This window comes from Streptomyces sp. Tu6071, assembly GCF_000213055.1.
GTDB lineage: Bacteria > Actinomycetota > Actinomycetes > Streptomycetales > Streptomycetaceae > Streptomyces > Streptomyces evansiae.
In genome coordinates, this window is the sequence record NZ_CM001165.1 from 6,682,437 (window position 1) to 6,697,552 (window position 15,116).

Genomic DNA, 15,116 nt, shown 5'->3' on the forward strand with positions numbered 1-15,116 from the left:
GCGAGGGGGTGGTGCGGTGCGCGTGCTCGGGGTGGACCCGGGGCTGACCCGCTGCGGGGTCGGCGTCGTCGACGGAGTGCCGGGAAGACCGCTGACGATGGTCGGCGTCGGTGTCGTACGCACCCCCGCCGACGCGGAGTTGTCGCGGCGGCTGCTCGCCGTCGAGGCCGGGATCGAGGAGTGGCTCGACACGCACCGGCCCGAGTACGTGGCGATCGAGCGGGTCTTCAGCCAGCACAACGTGCGCACCGTGATGGGCACCGCCCAGGCCAGCGCCGTCGCGATGCTGTGCGCCGCGCGGCGCGGGCTGCCCGTGGCGCTGCACACGCCGAGCGAGGTCAAGGCCGCCGTCACCGGCAGCGGGCGCGCGGACAAGGCGCAGGTCGGCGCGATGGTGACCCGCCTCCTGCGGCTCGCCGCGCCGCCGAAGCCGGCCGACGCCGCCGATGCCCTCGCCCTCGCCATCTGCCACATCTGGCGTGCCCCCACCAAGAACAGGCTCCAGGAGGCGCACGAACGGGCCCGCTCCACGGCCCGCACCGCGCCCCCCGTACGAAAGGTCGTGCGATGAACTCCCCACGCCCCCGCGGGGCGCGGCCCGCGCAGTGTGCCGAGGCCGCCCGGTGATCGCCTTCGTCAGCGGGCCCGTCGCGGCCCTCGGCCCCACGAGCGCCGTCGTCGAGGTCGGCGGGATCGGGATGGCCGTGCAGTGCACCCCGCACACGCTCTCGACGCTCCGGATCGGCGAGCAGGCCCGCATCGCCACCTCGCTCGTCGTGCGCGAGGACTCCCTCACGCTCTACGGCTTCGCCGACGACGACGAGCGGCAGACCTTCGAACTCCTCCAGACCGCCAGCGGCGTGGGCCCCCGGCTCGCCCAGGCGATGCTCGCCACGCTCTCGCCCGACGCGCTGCGCCTCGCCGTCTCCACCGCCGACGAGAAGGCGCTCACGGCCGTGCCGGGCATCGGCAAGAAGGGCGCGCAGAAACTCATCCTCGAACTGAAGGACCGCCTCGGGCAGCCGCTCGGCACGGGCACCCTCGGCGCCCAGCGCCGCGCCGCGGCCGGTCCGCCGCCCTGGACCGAGCAACTGCACACCGCACTCGTCGGCCTCGGCTACCAGCCGCGCGAGGCCGAGGAGGCCGTCGAGGCGGTCACCCCGCAGGCCGAGGCACAGGAGGGCGTCCCCGAGATCGGCCCGCTCCTGCGCGCGGCCCTGCAAACGCTCAACCGCACCAAGTGACGCCCCGCTGAGGCACGCGGGGCGGCGTGCCCCACGCGCCCCACGCGCCGGACGGGACGCGACCGGCACCGACCGGCGCGCATGCCGCGCCGACCGAGCCGGACGCGCACGCCGAGGCACACGCGCCCGCCGCGCCGCACGCGCCCGCCGGAGCACGCGCCGACCGACGCGCATCCCGCGCGTACCGACGAGAGAAACAGAGGCCACCGTGAACTGGGACGACGAGACACCGGACAGCGCCCCCGGCGCCGACCCCCGGCTCGTCGACGCCGGGGCCGACACCGAGGACACCGCCGTCGAGGCGGCCCTGCGCCCCAAGGACCTGGACGAGTTCATCGGCCAGGAGAAGGTGCGCGAGCAGCTCGACCTCGTCCTCAAGGCCGCCCGCGCGCGCGGCGCCACCGCCGACCACGTCCTGCTCAGCGGGGCTCCCGGGCTCGGCAAGACGACCCTCTCCATGATCATCGCCGCCGAGATGGCCGCCCCGATCCGCATCACCTCGGGCCCCGCGATCCAGCACGCGGGCGACCTCGCCGCGATCCTCTCCTCGCTCCAGGAGGGCGAGGTCCTCTTCCTCGACGAGATCCACCGCATGTCCCGGCCCGCCGAGGAGATGCTGTACATGGCCATGGAGGACTTCCGCGTCGACGTCATCGTCGGCAAGGGCCCCGGGGCCACCGCGATCCCGCTGGACCTCCCGCCCTTCACCCTCGTCGGCGCCACGACCAGGGCCGGGCTCCTGCCCCCGCCGTTGCGCGACCGCTTCGGTTTCACCGCGCACATGGAGTTCTACGCGCCCGCCGAGCTGGAGCGTGTGATCCATCGCTCGGCGCGGCTCCTCGACGTCGCGATCGACGCGGCGGGCGCCGCCGAGATCGCCGGGCGCTCGCGCGGCACGCCCCGTATCGCCAACCGGCTGCTGCGCCGCGTCCGCGACTACGCGCAGGTCAAGGCGGACGGACACATCACCGTGGAGATCGCCTCGGCGGCCCTCGGCGTGTACGAGGTCGACGCGCGCGGGCTCGACCGCCTCGACCGCGCCGTGCTCGAAGCGCTGCTCAAGCTCTTCTCCGGCGGCCCTGTGGGGCTTTCCACTCTCTCTGTCGCCGTCGGCGAGGAACGTGAGACGGTGGAGGAAGTGGCGGAGCCCTTCCTGGTGCGCGAGGGCCTCCTCGCCCGCACTCCGCGCGGCCGGGTCGCCACTCCCGCGGCGTGGGCCCACCTCGGGCTCGCCCCACCCCAGGGCGCACCAGGACAAGCCGGGCTCTTCCCGGCCTGAGCCGCACGCGTCACCGTCCCGGGCCGCACGAGTTACCGGCCCGAGCGGCACGAGTGTGGCCACACAAGGAACTGCGGTGCGATGCTGAACGTTGTTCCCTCGACGGAGACTCGCCTAGACTCCGCCGATGCCGTCCCTTGTGGCCGGCGTGCCCCCCGATCCCGACAGGCCGCAGCATCGCGCGGTCGTGCTAAGGACTCCCTACCGTGCCCTCCTCCCTCGTCTCCCTCCTCCCCTTCGTCCTGATCATCGGGGCGATGTTCCTGATGACCCGCTCCGCGAAGCGCAAGCAGCAGGCCGCTGCCAACATGCGGAGCGAGATGCAGCCCGGCTCCGGCGTGCGCACGATCGGCGGCATGTACGCGCTGGTCAAGGAGGTCGGTGAGGACACCGTGCTCCTGGAGGTCGCGCCCGGCGTCCACGCCCGCTACGCCAAGAACGCCATCGGCTCGGTCGTCGGCGACGAGGAGTGGGAGCGCATCGTGAGCGACGGCGAGGACTTCGACGCCGTCGTTCCCGACGACGCGTCCTCGCTCACCGGGGGCGAGGCGGCCGAGCACGAGGACGAGGACGCGCGCATCGACCTGTCCAAGGACTCCACCCCCGCCGAGGCGCTCGCCGACAAGGCCGAGGACACTTCCGCCAAGAAGGCCGACAGCGAGGCCGAGGGCAAGTAAGGCACGGACCGAGGTCCGCGCCGGGCGAGCGGTCCGGCGCGCTCGGGGCATGCCGTGGCACACGGGCCTGCGCGGACGGTGGCACCCGGACGCCCACGACCATGACAACCTTGCCCGGTCGTGGGCGGACGGACGCGGATTCCCCACATCACTTCAGGGCCGCCCCAGCCGGTTCTTCACACCGTGCGGGGCGGTTGGACAGGGAGAAACGAGAAGGTGGCAGCACCTAACAAGAGCAGAGGGCGCAGCAGCAGCCAGTCCAAGCCTGGCCGCGCACTCGCTCTGATCCTGGTCGCCCTCGTGGCGCTCACGGGCGGGATGTTCCTCTCCGGGCACACGACGCCCCGCCTCGGCATCGACCTCGCGGGCGGCACGAGCATCACGCTCAAGGCCCAGAACGAGCCGGGGCAGAAGAACGCGGTCAACAAGACCAACATGGACACGGCGGTCGACATCATCAACCGCCGTGTCAACGGGCTCGGTGTCTCCGAGGCCGAGGTCCAGACCCAGGGCAACGACCACATCGTGGTCAACATCCCGCGCGGGACCAACGAGAAGCAGGCGAGGGAGCAGGTCGGCACGACCGCCCAGCTCTACTTCCGCCCGGTCCTCCAGGTCGCCGCGGGGACCCCGGCCGCCGACCCCTCGGCGAGCCCGAGTCCGTCCGCGTCGTCGAGCCCCTCCGGCAAGACCAGCCCCTCGCCGAAGTCGAGCGCGGGCGCGGGCGGCTCCACCGCCTCGCCGGGCGCCGGTTCGAGCGCCTCCGCCGGTTCGGGTGACGCCTCCCCGCAGGGCCGCGCCGTCCCGCAGGCCCTCAAGGCCGACGCCACGCCGTCCGCGAACGCCAAGAGCGACAAGGACGCCGACGCGAAGGCCAGCCCCTCGCCGGACGCCTCCGCCGCGCCCGACGACAAGACGACGGCCCTCTTCGGCTCCCTGGACTGCTCCAACAAGGCCCAGCGCGTCAAGGCCACCACGGGCGTCAAGCCGACCGCGTCGATGGTCGCCTGCGGCAACGAGGGCGGTCAGTGGGCCAAGTACCTCCTCGGCCCGGCCGAGGTCGAGGGCAAGAACGTCTCCAAGGCCGACGCGGTGCTGGACACGCAGCGCAACCAGTGGATCGTGCAGATGAAGTTCAACGGGGAGGGCAAGAAGAAGTTCTCCTCGATCACGGGCAAGCTCGCGCAGCAGCAGTCCCCGATGAACCAGTTCGCCATCGTCCTCGACGGCGACGTCGTCTCCGCGCCCAGCGTCAGCGAGCGCCTCGGCGGCAGCGCCGAGATCTCCGGCAGCTTCAGCCAGGAATCGGCGAAGGACCTCGCCAACGTCCTCTCCTACGGCGCCCTGCCGCTCACCTTCCACGAGGAGACCGTCACCACGGTGACCGCCGCCCTCGGCGGTGAGCAGCTGCACGCCGGGCTCATCGCGGGCGCCGTCGGCCTCGCGCTCGTCATCATCTACCTGGTCGCCTACTACCGGGGTCTCGCGCTCATCGCGATCGCGTCCCTCGTGGTCTCCGGCATCCTCACGTACACGATCATGACGCTGCTCGGTCCGGGCATCGGCTTCGCGCTCAACCTCCCGGCCGTCTGCGGGGCGATCGTCGCGATCGGTATCACCGCGGACTCCTTCATCGTCTTCTTCGAACGCGTCAGGGACGAAGTGCGCGAGGGCCGCACCCTGCGGCCCGCCGTCGAGCGCGGCTGGCCGCGTGCCCGCCGCACCATCCTCGTCTCCGACTTCGTCTCCTTCCTCGCCGCCGCGGTCCTCTTCGTGGTCACGGTCGGCAAGGTGCAGGGCTTCGCCTTCACGCTGGGTCTCACCACGCTCCTCGACGTCGTCACGGTCTTCCTCTTCACGAAGCCGCTGCTGACGCTCCTGGCCCGCCGGAAGTTCTTCAGCCAGGGCCATCCCTGGTCCGGGTTCGACCCCAAGCGGCTCGGCGCCAAGCCGCCGCTGCGCCGCACGCGCACCCCCCGCGTCCACGCCGATCACCCCAAGGAGGCGTGACATGTCGCGACTCGGCACACTCGGCGCCCGGCTCGTCCGCGGTGAAATCGGCTACGACTTCATCGGCAAGCGCAAGATCTGGTACGGCATCTCCATCCTGATCACGATCACCGCGATCGTCGGGCTCTCGGTGCGCGGCCTGCACATGGGGATCGAGTTCGAGGGCGGTGCCGTCTTCACGACGCCGAAGACGAGCGTCTCGGCAGCCGCCGCCGAGCAGTCCGCGGAGGACGCGTCCGGGCACGACGCGATCGTCCAGGAGCTGGGCAACGGCGGGATGCGCGTCCAGATCAGCGGCATCGACACCGGCAAGTCCGACGAGATCAGGGACAAGCTCGCCCAGGACCTCGACGTCAAGGCCGAGGACATCAACGCCGACCTCGTCGGCCCCTCCTGGGGCGAGCAGGTCGCCAACAAGGCGTGGACCGGCCTCGGCATCTTCATGGTGCTCGTGGTCATCTACCTGGCGATCGCCTTCGAGTGGCGCATGGCCGTCGCGGCCCTCGTCGCCCTGATCCACGACATCACCATCACGGTCGGGGTCTACGCCCTCGTCGGCTTCGAGGTCACCCCCGGCACCGTGATCGGTCTGCTCACGATCCTCGGGTACTCGCTCTACGACACCGTGGTGGTCTTCGACAGTCTCAAGGAACAGTCGAAGGGCATCACGAAGCAGACGAGGCACACCTACGCGGAAGTCGCCAACCTGAGCATCAACGGCACGCTGGTGCGCTCGATCAACACCACGGTCGTCGCGCTCCTCCCCGTCGCCGGGCTGCTCTTCATCGGTGGCGGCTTCCTCGGCGCCGGCATGCTCAACGACATCTCGCTGTCGCTGTTCGTGGGTCTCGCGGCCGGCGCGTACTCGTCGATCTTCATCGCGACCCCGCTGGTCTCCGACCTCAAGAGCCGCGAGCCGCAGATGAAGGCCCTCACCAAGCGGGTGCTCGCCAAGCGCGCCGCCGCCGAGCGGGGCGAGGGCCCCGGCGACGGCCCGCGGGACGGCGACGGACCCCAGGGGGCCACCGCGGCGGCCGGACCGGTCGTCGCCCCCGCCCGGGGCCGTGACGGCCGGGACGGACGTACGACCGGAAAGCGCCGATGACCGACATCAGCGAGCTGTTGCTCAGCCGCATCAGGGACGTCCCGGACTACCCGGAGCCGGGCGTGGTGTTCAAGGACATCACCCCGCTCCTGGCCGATCCGGGCGCCTTCGCGGCCCTCACCGAGGCCCTCGCCGGGCTGTGCCTGAAGCACGGCGCGACGAAGGTCGTCGGCCTGGAGGCCCGCGGATTCATCCTCGGCGCCCCCGCCGCCGTCCGCGCCGGGCTCGGCTTCGTGCCGGTCCGCAAGGCCGGCAAGCTCCCGGGAGCCACGCTCTCGCAGCGGTACGACCTGGAGTACGGCACCGCCGAGATCGAGGTGCACGCCGAGGACCTCGGCCCCGACGACCGCGTCATGGTCATCGACGACGTCCTCGCCACCGGCGGCACCGCCGAGGCGTCCCTCGGCCTCATCCGCCGGGCCGGCGCCCAGGTCGCCGGGGTCGCCGTGCTCATGGAGCTGGGCTTCCTCGACGGACGCGCGCGGCTCGCCCCCGTACTCGACGGGGCGCCCCTGGAGGCACTCCTCCAGGTCTGAGCGGGGCGCAGCGACACACGAAGGGGCCGGTCCGCCGCCGCGGCGGACCGGCCCCTTCGCCGCACCGCTTGACCACGGCCCCCCGGCGATCAACCATGGGACGCGTGGCGAAAGTGAAATAAAGCCCCCGAAGGGGACGTTTTCCCCGCAAGCGGCGCAGTGGCCCTGCACCGCCCGCCGAACCGCCCGCCCGCGCGGCAGCGCGCCCGGCTCTCGCTACGATGGCAGCCTCCGGACCACGTCCGGGACGCACGCACCACGCGCTCGCGCCCACGGGCAGGTCGCCAGGGGCCTACAGGAGGAGCGCTCTTGCCAGACGAGGCCCAGTCACTCACCACCGGCGCCCAGGACCCCGAGGCCGCGCCGAAGCCCGCCCCGCCCGCCAAGAAGCCGGCGCCGGGCGGTTCGGCGCAGGGCGCCTCCGGGCGCCCCTCGGGCGCCCAGCCGCGCCCCGCGCCGCCCGTGACGCACCGCGGCGGCTCCTCCAACCGCGTCCGCGCTCGCCTCGCGCGCCTCGGCGTGCAGCGCTCCAACCCGTACAACCCGGTCCTGGAGCCCCTGCTGCGTACCGTGCGCGGCAACGACCCGAAGATCGAGACGGCGACCCTGCGCCAGATCGAGCACGCCTACCAGGTCGCCGAGCGCTGGCACCGCGGACAGAAGCGCAAGAGCGGCGACCCGTACATCACGCACCCGCTCGCCGTCACCACGATCCTCGCCGAACTCGGCATGGACCCCGCCACACTCATGGCCGGGCTGCTTCACGACACCGTTGAGGACACCGAGTACGGACTCGACACGCTCCGTGAGGACTTCGGTGACACCGTCGCGCTCCTCGTGGACGGGGTCACCAAGCTCGACAAGGTCAAGTTCGGCGAGGCCGCGCAGGCCGAGACGGTCCGCAAGATGGTCGTCGCGATGGCCAAGGACCCGCGCGTCCTCGTCATCAAGCTCGCCGACCGCCTGCACAACATGCGCACGATGCGCTACCTCAAGCGCGAGAAGCAGGAGAAGAAGGCCCGCGAGACCCTGGAGATCTACGCACCGCTCGCCCACCGGCTGGGCATGAACACCATCAAGTGGGAGCTGGAGGACCTCGCCTTCGCGATCCTCTACCCGAAGATGTACGACGAGATCGTCCGCCTCGTCGCCGAGCGCGCCCCCAAGCGCGACGAGTACCTCGCGGTCGTCACCGACGAGGTCCAGTCCGACCTGCGCGCCGCCCGCATCAAGGCGACCGTCACGGGCCGCCCGAAGCACTACTACAGCGTCTACCAGAAGATGATCGTCCGAGGCCGTGATTTCGCGGAGATCTACGACCTCGTCGGCATCCGCGTCCTCGTGGACACCGTCCGCGACTGCTACGCGGCACTCGGCACCGTGCACGCGCGATGGAACCCGGTCCCCGGCCGGTTCAAGGACTACATCGCGATGCCCAAGTTCAACATGTACCAGTCGCTGCACACGACGGTCATCGGGCCCGGCGGCAAGCCCGTCGAACTCCAGATCCGCACCTTCGACATGCACCGCCGCGCCGAGTACGGCATCGCCGCGCACTGGAAGTACAAGCAGGAGGCCGTCGCGGGCGCCTCCAAGGTGCGCACGGACGCGCCGAAGAAGTCCGGCAAGGACGACGGCGCCATCAACGACATGGCCTGGCTGCGTCAGCTCCTCGACTGGCAGAAGGAGACCGAGGACCCCGGCGAGTTCCTGGAGTCGCTGCGCTTCGACCTCTCGCGCAACGAGGTCTTCGTCTTCACGCCCAAGGGCGACGTCATCGCGCTGCCCGCCGGGGCGACGCCCGTCGACTTCGCGTACGCCGTGCACACCGAGGTCGGCAACCGCACGATCGGCGCGCGTGTCAACGGCCGCCTCGTCCCCCTGGAGTCGACGCTCGACAACGGCGACGTCGTCGAGGTCTTCACCTCCAAGGCCGCGGGCGCGGGCCCCTCGCGCGACTGGCTCGGCTTCGTCAAGTCGCCCCGCGCGCGCAACAAGATCCGCGGCCACTTCTCCAAGGAGCGGCGCGAGGAGGCGATCGAGCAGGGCAAGGACGCCATCGTCCGCGCGATGCGCAAGCAGAACCTGCCGATCCACCGCATCCTCACGAGCGACAGCCTCGTCACGCTCGCGCACGAGATGCGCTACGCGGACATCTCCTCGCTCTACGCGGCGATCGGCGAGGGCCACGTGCCCGCGCAGACCGTGCTCCAGAAGCTCGTGCAGTCCTACGGCGGCGAGGAGGAGACCAAGGACGACCTCGCCGAGTCCCAGCCGCCCTCGCGCGCCCGCCGCAAGCGCCGCGCGAAGTCCGACCCCGGCGTCATCGTCAAGGGCGTCGAGGACGTGTGGGTCAAGCTCGCGCGCTGCTGCACCCCGGTCCCCGGCGACCCGATCGTCGGCTTCGTGACGCGCGGCAACGGCGTCTCGGTGCACCGCAAGGACTGCGTCAACGTGGACTCGCTCTCGAAGCAGCCGGAGCGGATGCTCGACGTCGAGTGGGCGCCGACGCAGTCCTCGGTCTTCCTCGTCGCCATCCAGGTCGAGGCACTGGACCGCTCGCGGCTCCTCTCGGACGTCACCCGGGTCCTCTCCGACCAGCACGTCAACATCCTGTCGGCGGCCGTGCAGACCTCGCGCGACCGCGTGGCGACCTCGCGGTTCACCTTCGAGATGGGCGACCCGAAGCACCTCGGGCACGTGCTCAAGGCGGTGCGGGGCGTGGAGGGCGTGTACGACGTCTACCGCGTGACCTCGGCCCGCCGGCCGTAACGGGCACACGAGGAGGGGCCCACCGGAACGTACCGGTGGGCCCCTCCTCGTACCGTACGGAGCCGCTCAGCCCCCGAACTCCTCCAGGCCCTTCAGCGCCTGGTCGAGCAGGGCCTGGCGGCCCTCCAGCTCACCGCGCAGCTTCGCGGCCTTGGCCGTGTTGCCCGCCGACTCCGCCTGCGCGATCTGCGCGCGCAGCTTGTCGACGGCGCCCTGGAGCTGACCGGTCAGCCCGGCGGCACGGGCACGCGCCTCGGGGTTGGTGCGGCGCCACTCGGCCTCCTCGGCCTCCTGGATCGCCCGCTCCACCGCGTGCAGACGGCCCTCGACCTTCGGCCGCGCGTCGCGCGGCACGTGACCGATGGCCTCCCAGCGCTCGTTGATGCCCCGGAACGCGGCCCGGACCGCCTTGAGGTCCTTGACCGGGAGCAGCTTCTCGGCCTCGTCGGCGAGCACCTCCTTGAGCTTGAGGTTCTCGCCCTGCTCGACGTCGCGCTCGGCGAACAGCTCGTTGCGCGCCGAGAAGAAGACGTCCTGCGCGGCCCGGAACCGGGTCCACAGCTCGTCCTCCGCCTCGCGCTGCGCGCGCCCCGCCGCCTTCCAGCGCGTCATCAGATCCCGGTAACGCGCCGCCGTCGGGCCCCACTCGGTCGACCCCGACAGCGACTCCGCCTCGGCGACCAGGCCCTCCTTGACCTTGCGGGCGTCCTCGCGCTGCGCGTCGAGCGCCGCGAAGTGCGCCTTGCGCCGCTTGGAGAACGCGGAGCGGGCGTGCGAGAAGCGGTGCCACAGCTCGTCGTCGGACTTGCGGTCCAGACGCGGCAGCCCCTTCCAGATGTCCACGAGGGCCCGCAGGCGCTCCCCGGCGACCCGCCACTGCTCGCTCTCGGCGAGCTGCTCGGCCTCGGCGACCAGCTCCTCCTTGGCCTTGCGGCTCTCCTCGCTCTGCTTGGCGCGCTCGGCCTTCCGCACCTCCTGGCGCTCCTGGACCGTCGACAGGAGCTTTTCGAGCCGCTTGTCGAGCGCTTCGAGGTCACCCACCGCGTTCGCGCCGCGCACCTGCTCGCGCAGGTGCTCCACGGCGGCCTGGGCGTCCTTCGCCGAGAGATCCGTCGTCCGCACCCGGCGCTCCAACAGCCCGATCTCGACGACGAGTCCCTCGTACTTGCGCTCGAAGTACGCGAGGGCCTCGGCGGGCGAACCGGCCTGCCAGGAACCGACCTCCCGCTCACCCTCGGCGGTCCGCACGTACACGGTCCCGGTCTCGTCGACTCGGCCCCACGGGTCGCTGCTCACAGCGCCTCCATCCACATGATGCCGGGCCCCTGGTGGGGGGCCCTCGGCATCGTCCACATTTTCGTCACGGCCAACATAGGCGACCTGTGGGGCGGCTGTCCGCATTCTTGAGCGGCGGACTTGCCCGTACGCGCGGTAAAGCCGCCCCCCATGATCAGGACTTGCGCACGGTGGCCTTGTCGATCACCACGGTCGCGTTCGGCGCCCCGTCGCCCTGCCCGGTGTTCTCGCCCGCGTCGGCGATCTTCTTGAGCACCTTCATGCCGTCCGCCGAGATGGTGCCGAAGGGCGTGTAGTCGGGCGGGAGCTGGCTGTCCTGGTAGACGAGGAAGAACTGGCTGCCGCCCGTGTGCCGCCCCTCCTTCGTCTGCGCGTTGTACTGGTTGGCCATCGCGACCGTGCCCGCCGGGTACACGTTGCCCTTGAGCTTCTTGGACTTCAGGTTCTCGTCCGGGAGCGTGTAGCCGGGCCCGCCCGTGCCGTTGCCCGACGGGTCGCCGCACTGGAGGACGTAGATCCCCGCCGTCGTCAGGCGGTGGCACTTCGTGTGGTCGAAGTAGCCCTTGCCCGCGAGGTAGTCGAAGGAGTTCACGGTGTGCGGGGCGTTCTTCGCGTCCAGCGCGATCCCGATGTCGCCGCACGTCGTCCCGAGCGTCATCGTGTAGTCGGCCGACTTGTCGACGGTGAGCGCCGGTTCCTTCTTGTACGACAGCTTCTTGACCGAACCGGCCGCGGGCTTGTCGCAGGGGTCGGGCGCCTTGCTCGGGCTCGCGCTCGGTGTCGCGGCGGCCTCGGCCTTCTTGCCGTCGTCCGCCTTGTCCTTGTCGAAGGCTCCGGCGGCCCAGGCGCCGCCGCCCGCGGCGAGCACCACCACGACGGTCGAGGCGATGACCGCGTTGCGGCGGCGCGACCGCCGCCGTGCCGTCTGCCGCCGCTCCTGCTGGCGCAAGAACTTCTCCCGGGCGAGCTGGCGCCGCCGCTGATCGTTGCTGACCACCGGGTGTCTCCTCGTCGTCTACTCGTCCGTAACCCTGTTCGGACGGGGGGCCGTGTGTGCCCCGTACCGTATACGGGTTGGCTGTGGAATCGGCACCGCCGGTAGTCTCGAACCCGGCCGCGCGCCCGATGCGGCCCCGCTCACCCGTGGACACAAAGGACGAACGTGCTCATTGCCGGTTTCGCCGCCGGGGCCTGGGGGACCAACTGCTACGTGGTCGCCCCCGCCGCCGGTGAGGAATGCGTGATCATCGACCCGGGCCACCAGGCCACCGCGGGGGTCGAGGAGACGCTCGCGAAGCATCGGCTCAAGCCCGTCGCCGTCGTCCTCACCCACGGCCACATCGACCACGTCGCCTCGGTCGTCCCGGTCTGCGGGGCGCACGACGTCCCCGCCTGGATCCACCCGGCGGACCGCTTCATGATGAGCGACCCCGAGGCCGGCATCGGCCGCTCCATCGGGATGCCGCTCATGGGGGAGCTGACGGTCGGCGAACCCTCCGACATCGAGGAGCTGGGCGACGGGGCCCGCCTGAGCCTCGCCGGGCTCGACTTCTCCGTCGCGCACGCCCCCGGGCATACCAAGGGGTCGGTGACCTTCAGGACCCCCGAGGGCGCGGACCTGCCGTCCGTGCTCTTCTCCGGGGACCTGCTCTTCGCCGGCTCCATCGGACGCACCGACCTGCCCGGCGGCGACCCGGACGAGATCCTCGGCTCGCTGGCCCGTGTGTGCCTGCCGCTCGACGACTCGACCGTGGTCCTGTCCGGACACGGTCCCCAGACGACCATCGGCCGTGAACGCGCCACCAACCCGTATCTGCGGCAGGTGGCGGCCGGCCAGGGGAGCGCCGCCGAGGCGTTCCCCCGACGAGGAATGTGACAGCGAACAACCGTGAGCACCTTCAAGGCACCCAAGGGCACCTACGACCTCCTGCCCCCCGACTCCGGCCGCTTCCTCGCCGTCCGCGAGGCCATCGCGGCGCCGCTGCGGGACGCGGGGTACGGCTACATCGAGACGCCCGGATTCGAGGACGTGCGGCTCTTCGCGCGCGGTGTCGGTGAGTCCACCGACATCGTCAGCAAGGAGATGTACGTCTTCACGACCAAGGGCGGCGACGAACTGGCGCTGCGCCCCGAGGGCACGGCGGCCGTGCTGCGCGCGGTCCTGGAGTCGAACCTCCACAAGACGGGGAACCTGCCCGTCAAGGTCTGGTACTCGGGTTCGCAGTACCGCTACGAGCGCCCGCAGAAGGGCCGCTACCGTCACTTCTCGCAGGTCGGCGCGGAGGCGATCGGCGCCGAGGACCCGCTGCTCGACGCCGAGCTGATCATCCTGGCCGACCAGGCGTACCGCTCGCTCGGGCTGACCCGGCACCGCATCCTGCTCAACTCGCTCGGCGACGCCACGTGCCGCCCCGTCTACCGCGCCGCGCTCCAGGACTTCCTGCGCGCTCTCGACCTCGACGAGGAGACCCGCCGCCGCGTCGAGATCAACCCGCTGCGCGTCCTCGACGACAAGCGCCCCGAGGTCCGGGACCAGCTCACCGGGGCCCCGCTCCTCGCCGACTACCTGTGCGACGCGTGCAAGGCGTACCACGAGGAGGTCCGCGCGCTCCTGGACGGCGCGGGCGTCCGCTACGAGGACGACCCGAAGCTCGTCCGCGGCCTGGACTACTACACGCGCACGACCTTCGAGTTCGTCCACGACGGACTCGGCTCGCAGTCCGCGGTCGGCGGCGGCGGGCGCTACGACGGGCTCTCCGAGATGCTCGGCGGGCCCGAGCTGCCCTCGGTCGGCTGGGCGCTCGGGGTGGACCGCACGGTCCTCGCCCTGGAGGCCGAGGGCGTCGTGCTCGACCTCCCGCCGGTCACGAGCGTGTACGCGATCCCGCTCGGCGAGGCCGCCCGCCGGGCGCTCTTCGAGAAGGTCACCGAGCTGCGCCGGTCCGGGATCGCGACCGATCTCTCCTTCGGCGGTCGCGGTCTCAAGGGCGCGATGAAGAGCGCGAACCGCTCGGGCGCCCGCCTCGCCCTCATCGCGGGCGAGCGCGACCTCGTGGACGGCAGCGTCCAGCTCAAGGACCTGGAGTCCGGCGAGCAGCACGCGGTGCCGCTCGCGCAGGCGGTCGCGGAGATCCAGCGCCTGCTGGGCTGAGCGGGGCGGTGGTACGGGGCGGTACGGCGGGGCGCCGGGCGCCGGTCCCGGGTGGGGCGCTCGTACGGGAGGGGGCTGAGCCCTCACGCGTACGGGAAGGGGCTGAGCCCTCACGCGTACGAGCCCTCACGCGCGTACGGCGCCCCGCCCCGTACCGCCTTCCGCGTCCGCCGATCGTCAACCCGCCGCCCCCGAAACCACTCCACGGAGTGGATTGCCTCACGCGCGGGGTGGCGAACTCGGGCCGCTCGCCGGGGTGGTGGCTTTTCCGGTGCCCCTTTGGGCCCTCCCGTTCTCAGGCGGGTGGGGCACAATGCAGAAGCCCCCGCAACCGAGCGACGGAAACGGCGTGATGAGCGACACGATGGAAGTCAGCGACGAGGTCGACCACGAGCACGACCCCCGGCACCCCGGGGGCCCGGTCTCCCGGCTCGGCGCCTCGCGTGCCTTCGCCGTGATGCTGGTGCTCACCGGCGCGGCGGGCCTGCTGGCCGCCTGGGTCATCACGCTCGACAAGTTCAAGCTCCTGGAGGACCCGAGCTTCACCCCCGGGTGCAGCCTCAACCCGGTCGTCTCCTGCGGCAGCGTCATGAAGAGCGACCAGGCGGCGGCCTTCGGCTTCCCGAACCCGATGCTCGGCCTCGCCACCTACTCCGTGGTGATCTGCGTCGGCATGACCCTGCTCGCCGGGGCCCGGATGCCGCGCTGGTACTGGCTCACCTTCAACTTCGGCACGCTCTTCGGTGTCGGCTTCGTCACCTGGCTCCAGTACCAGTCGCTGTACAACATCAACGCCCTGTGCCTGTGGTGCTGCCTCGCCTGGGTCGGGACGATCATCATGTTCTGGTACGTCACCGCGCACAACGTCCGCAACGGCTACCTCCCGGCCCCCCGCTGGGCGCGCGGCTTCTTCGGCGAGTTCCCCTGGGTGCTGCCGGTCCTGCACCTCGGGATCATCGGCCTCCTCATCCTGCTGCGCTGGTGGGACTTCTGGACGAGCTGAGCCGGTCCGTACGGCCAGGTGAGGACGGCACCGAGCGCGCCCG

General features: G+C 71.6%; 13 protein-coding genes. 11 read left to right on the forward strand and 2 right to left on the reverse strand.

The window, feature by feature from the left end; genetic code table 11:
* Nucleotides 1-16: 16 nt before the first annotated feature.
* The 8 genes from ruvC to STTU_RS28415 all read left to right on the forward strand — a co-directional run bounded on the left by ruvC (nt 17) and on the right by STTU_RS28415 (nt 9,623).
* A complete protein-coding gene (gene ruvC, locus STTU_RS28380) occupies nt 17-571 on the forward strand; it encodes a crossover junction endodeoxyribonuclease RuvC (protein ID WP_043256574.1) in 555 nt (184 codons plus the stop codon).
* 52 nt (nt 572-623) lie between these two features.
* Nucleotides 624-1,244, forward strand: a complete 621-nt coding sequence (ruvA, locus tag STTU_RS28385) for a Holliday junction branch migration protein RuvA (protein WP_007829263.1) — start codon at nt 624-626, stop codon at nt 1,242-1,244.
* A gap of 208 nt (nt 1,245-1,452) precedes the next feature.
* Complete coding sequence (gene ruvB / locus STTU_RS28390; protein ID WP_007829265.1) at nt 1,453-2,523, forward strand: Holliday junction branch migration DNA helicase RuvB; 1,071 nt, start codon at nt 1,453-1,455, stop codon at nt 2,521-2,523.
* A gap of 206 nt (nt 2,524-2,729) precedes the next feature.
* Nucleotides 2,730-3,200: a preprotein translocase subunit YajC gene (yajC, locus tag STTU_RS28395; protein ID WP_007829267.1), complete on the forward strand. Its 471-nt coding sequence runs from the start codon at nt 2,730-2,732 to the stop codon at nt 3,198-3,200.
* Between the two features lie 216 nt (nt 3,201-3,416).
* Nucleotides 3,417-5,210 carry a protein translocase subunit SecD gene (gene secD, locus STTU_RS28400; protein WP_043256575.1) on the forward strand — a complete coding sequence of 598 codons (1,794 nt, stop codon included), beginning with the start codon at nt 3,417-3,419 and terminating at the stop codon, nt 5,208-5,210.
* A gap of 1 nt (nt 5,211) precedes the next feature.
* On the forward strand, nt 5,212-6,315 hold the full coding sequence (gene secF / locus STTU_RS28405; protein WP_007829271.1) for a protein translocase subunit SecF: 1,104 nt from the start codon (nt 5,212-5,214) through the stop codon (nt 6,313-6,315).
* Nucleotides 6,312-6,851: an adenine phosphoribosyltransferase gene (locus STTU_RS28410; RefSeq protein WP_043256576.1), complete on the forward strand. Its 540-nt coding sequence runs from the start codon at nt 6,312-6,314 to the stop codon at nt 6,849-6,851. The genes secF and STTU_RS28410 overlap by 4 nt, the downstream gene beginning before the upstream one ends.
* Before the next feature lie 309 nt (nt 6,852-7,160).
* Complete coding sequence (locus STTU_RS28415) at nt 7,161-9,623, forward strand: RelA/SpoT family protein (protein WP_007829275.1); 2,463 nt, start codon at nt 7,161-7,163, stop codon at nt 9,621-9,623.
* Nucleotides 9,624-9,689: 66 nt separating this feature from the next.
* Here STTU_RS28415 and STTU_RS28420 read toward each other — a convergent pair whose 3' ends face one another.
* Together STTU_RS28420 and STTU_RS28425 are read right to left on the reverse strand one after the other, a co-directional pair.
* Nucleotides 9,690-10,919 (reverse strand): DUF349 domain-containing protein, encoded by a 1,230-nt coding sequence (locus tag STTU_RS28420; protein ID WP_043256577.1) that lies wholly within the window; start codon nt 10,917-10,919, stop codon nt 9,690-9,692.
* 154 nt (nt 10,920-11,073) lie between these two features.
* A complete protein-coding gene (locus STTU_RS28425) occupies nt 11,074-11,916 on the reverse strand; it encodes a peptidylprolyl isomerase (protein ID WP_007829278.1) in 843 nt (280 codons plus the stop codon).
* A 165-nt stretch (nt 11,917-12,081) separates the two neighbouring features.
* On the opposite strand from STTU_RS28425, the gene STTU_RS28430 reads away from it, so the two are divergent.
* The 3 genes from STTU_RS28430 to STTU_RS28440 all read left to right on the forward strand — a co-directional run bounded on the left by STTU_RS28430 (nt 12,082) and on the right by STTU_RS28440 (nt 15,073).
* The gene (locus STTU_RS28430) at nt 12,082-12,795 is read left to right on the forward strand and encodes an MBL fold metallo-hydrolase (RefSeq protein WP_009063426.1); all 714 of its coding nucleotides are present in this window, start codon (nt 12,082-12,084) and stop codon (nt 12,793-12,795) included.
* Nucleotides 12,796-12,807: 12 nt separating this feature from the next.
* On the forward strand, nt 12,808-14,070 hold the full coding sequence (gene hisS, locus STTU_RS28435; RefSeq protein WP_007829280.1) for a histidine--tRNA ligase: 1,263 nt from the start codon (nt 12,808-12,810) through the stop codon (nt 14,068-14,070).
* Between the two features lie 364 nt (nt 14,071-14,434).
* Entirely contained in the window at nt 14,435-15,073 is a 639-nt protein-coding gene (locus STTU_RS28440) for a vitamin K epoxide reductase family protein (RefSeq protein WP_052862555.1), read from the forward strand.
* Nucleotides 15,074-15,116 lie beyond the last annotated feature (43 nt).

Excerpts from the sequence above, each read along its gene's own strand:
- secF (WP_007829271.1), top strand. The coding sequence starts at position 5,212 with ATGTCGCGACTCGGCACACTCGGCGCCCGGCTCGTCCGCGGTGAAATC.
- STTU_RS28440 (WP_052862555.1), top strand. The coding sequence starts at position 14,435 with ATGGAAGTCAGCGACGAGGTCGACCACGAGCACGACCCCCGGCACCCC.
- STTU_RS28410 (WP_043256576.1), top strand. The coding sequence starts at position 6,312 with ATGACCGACATCAGCGAGCTGTTGCTCAGCCGCATCAGGGACGTCCCG.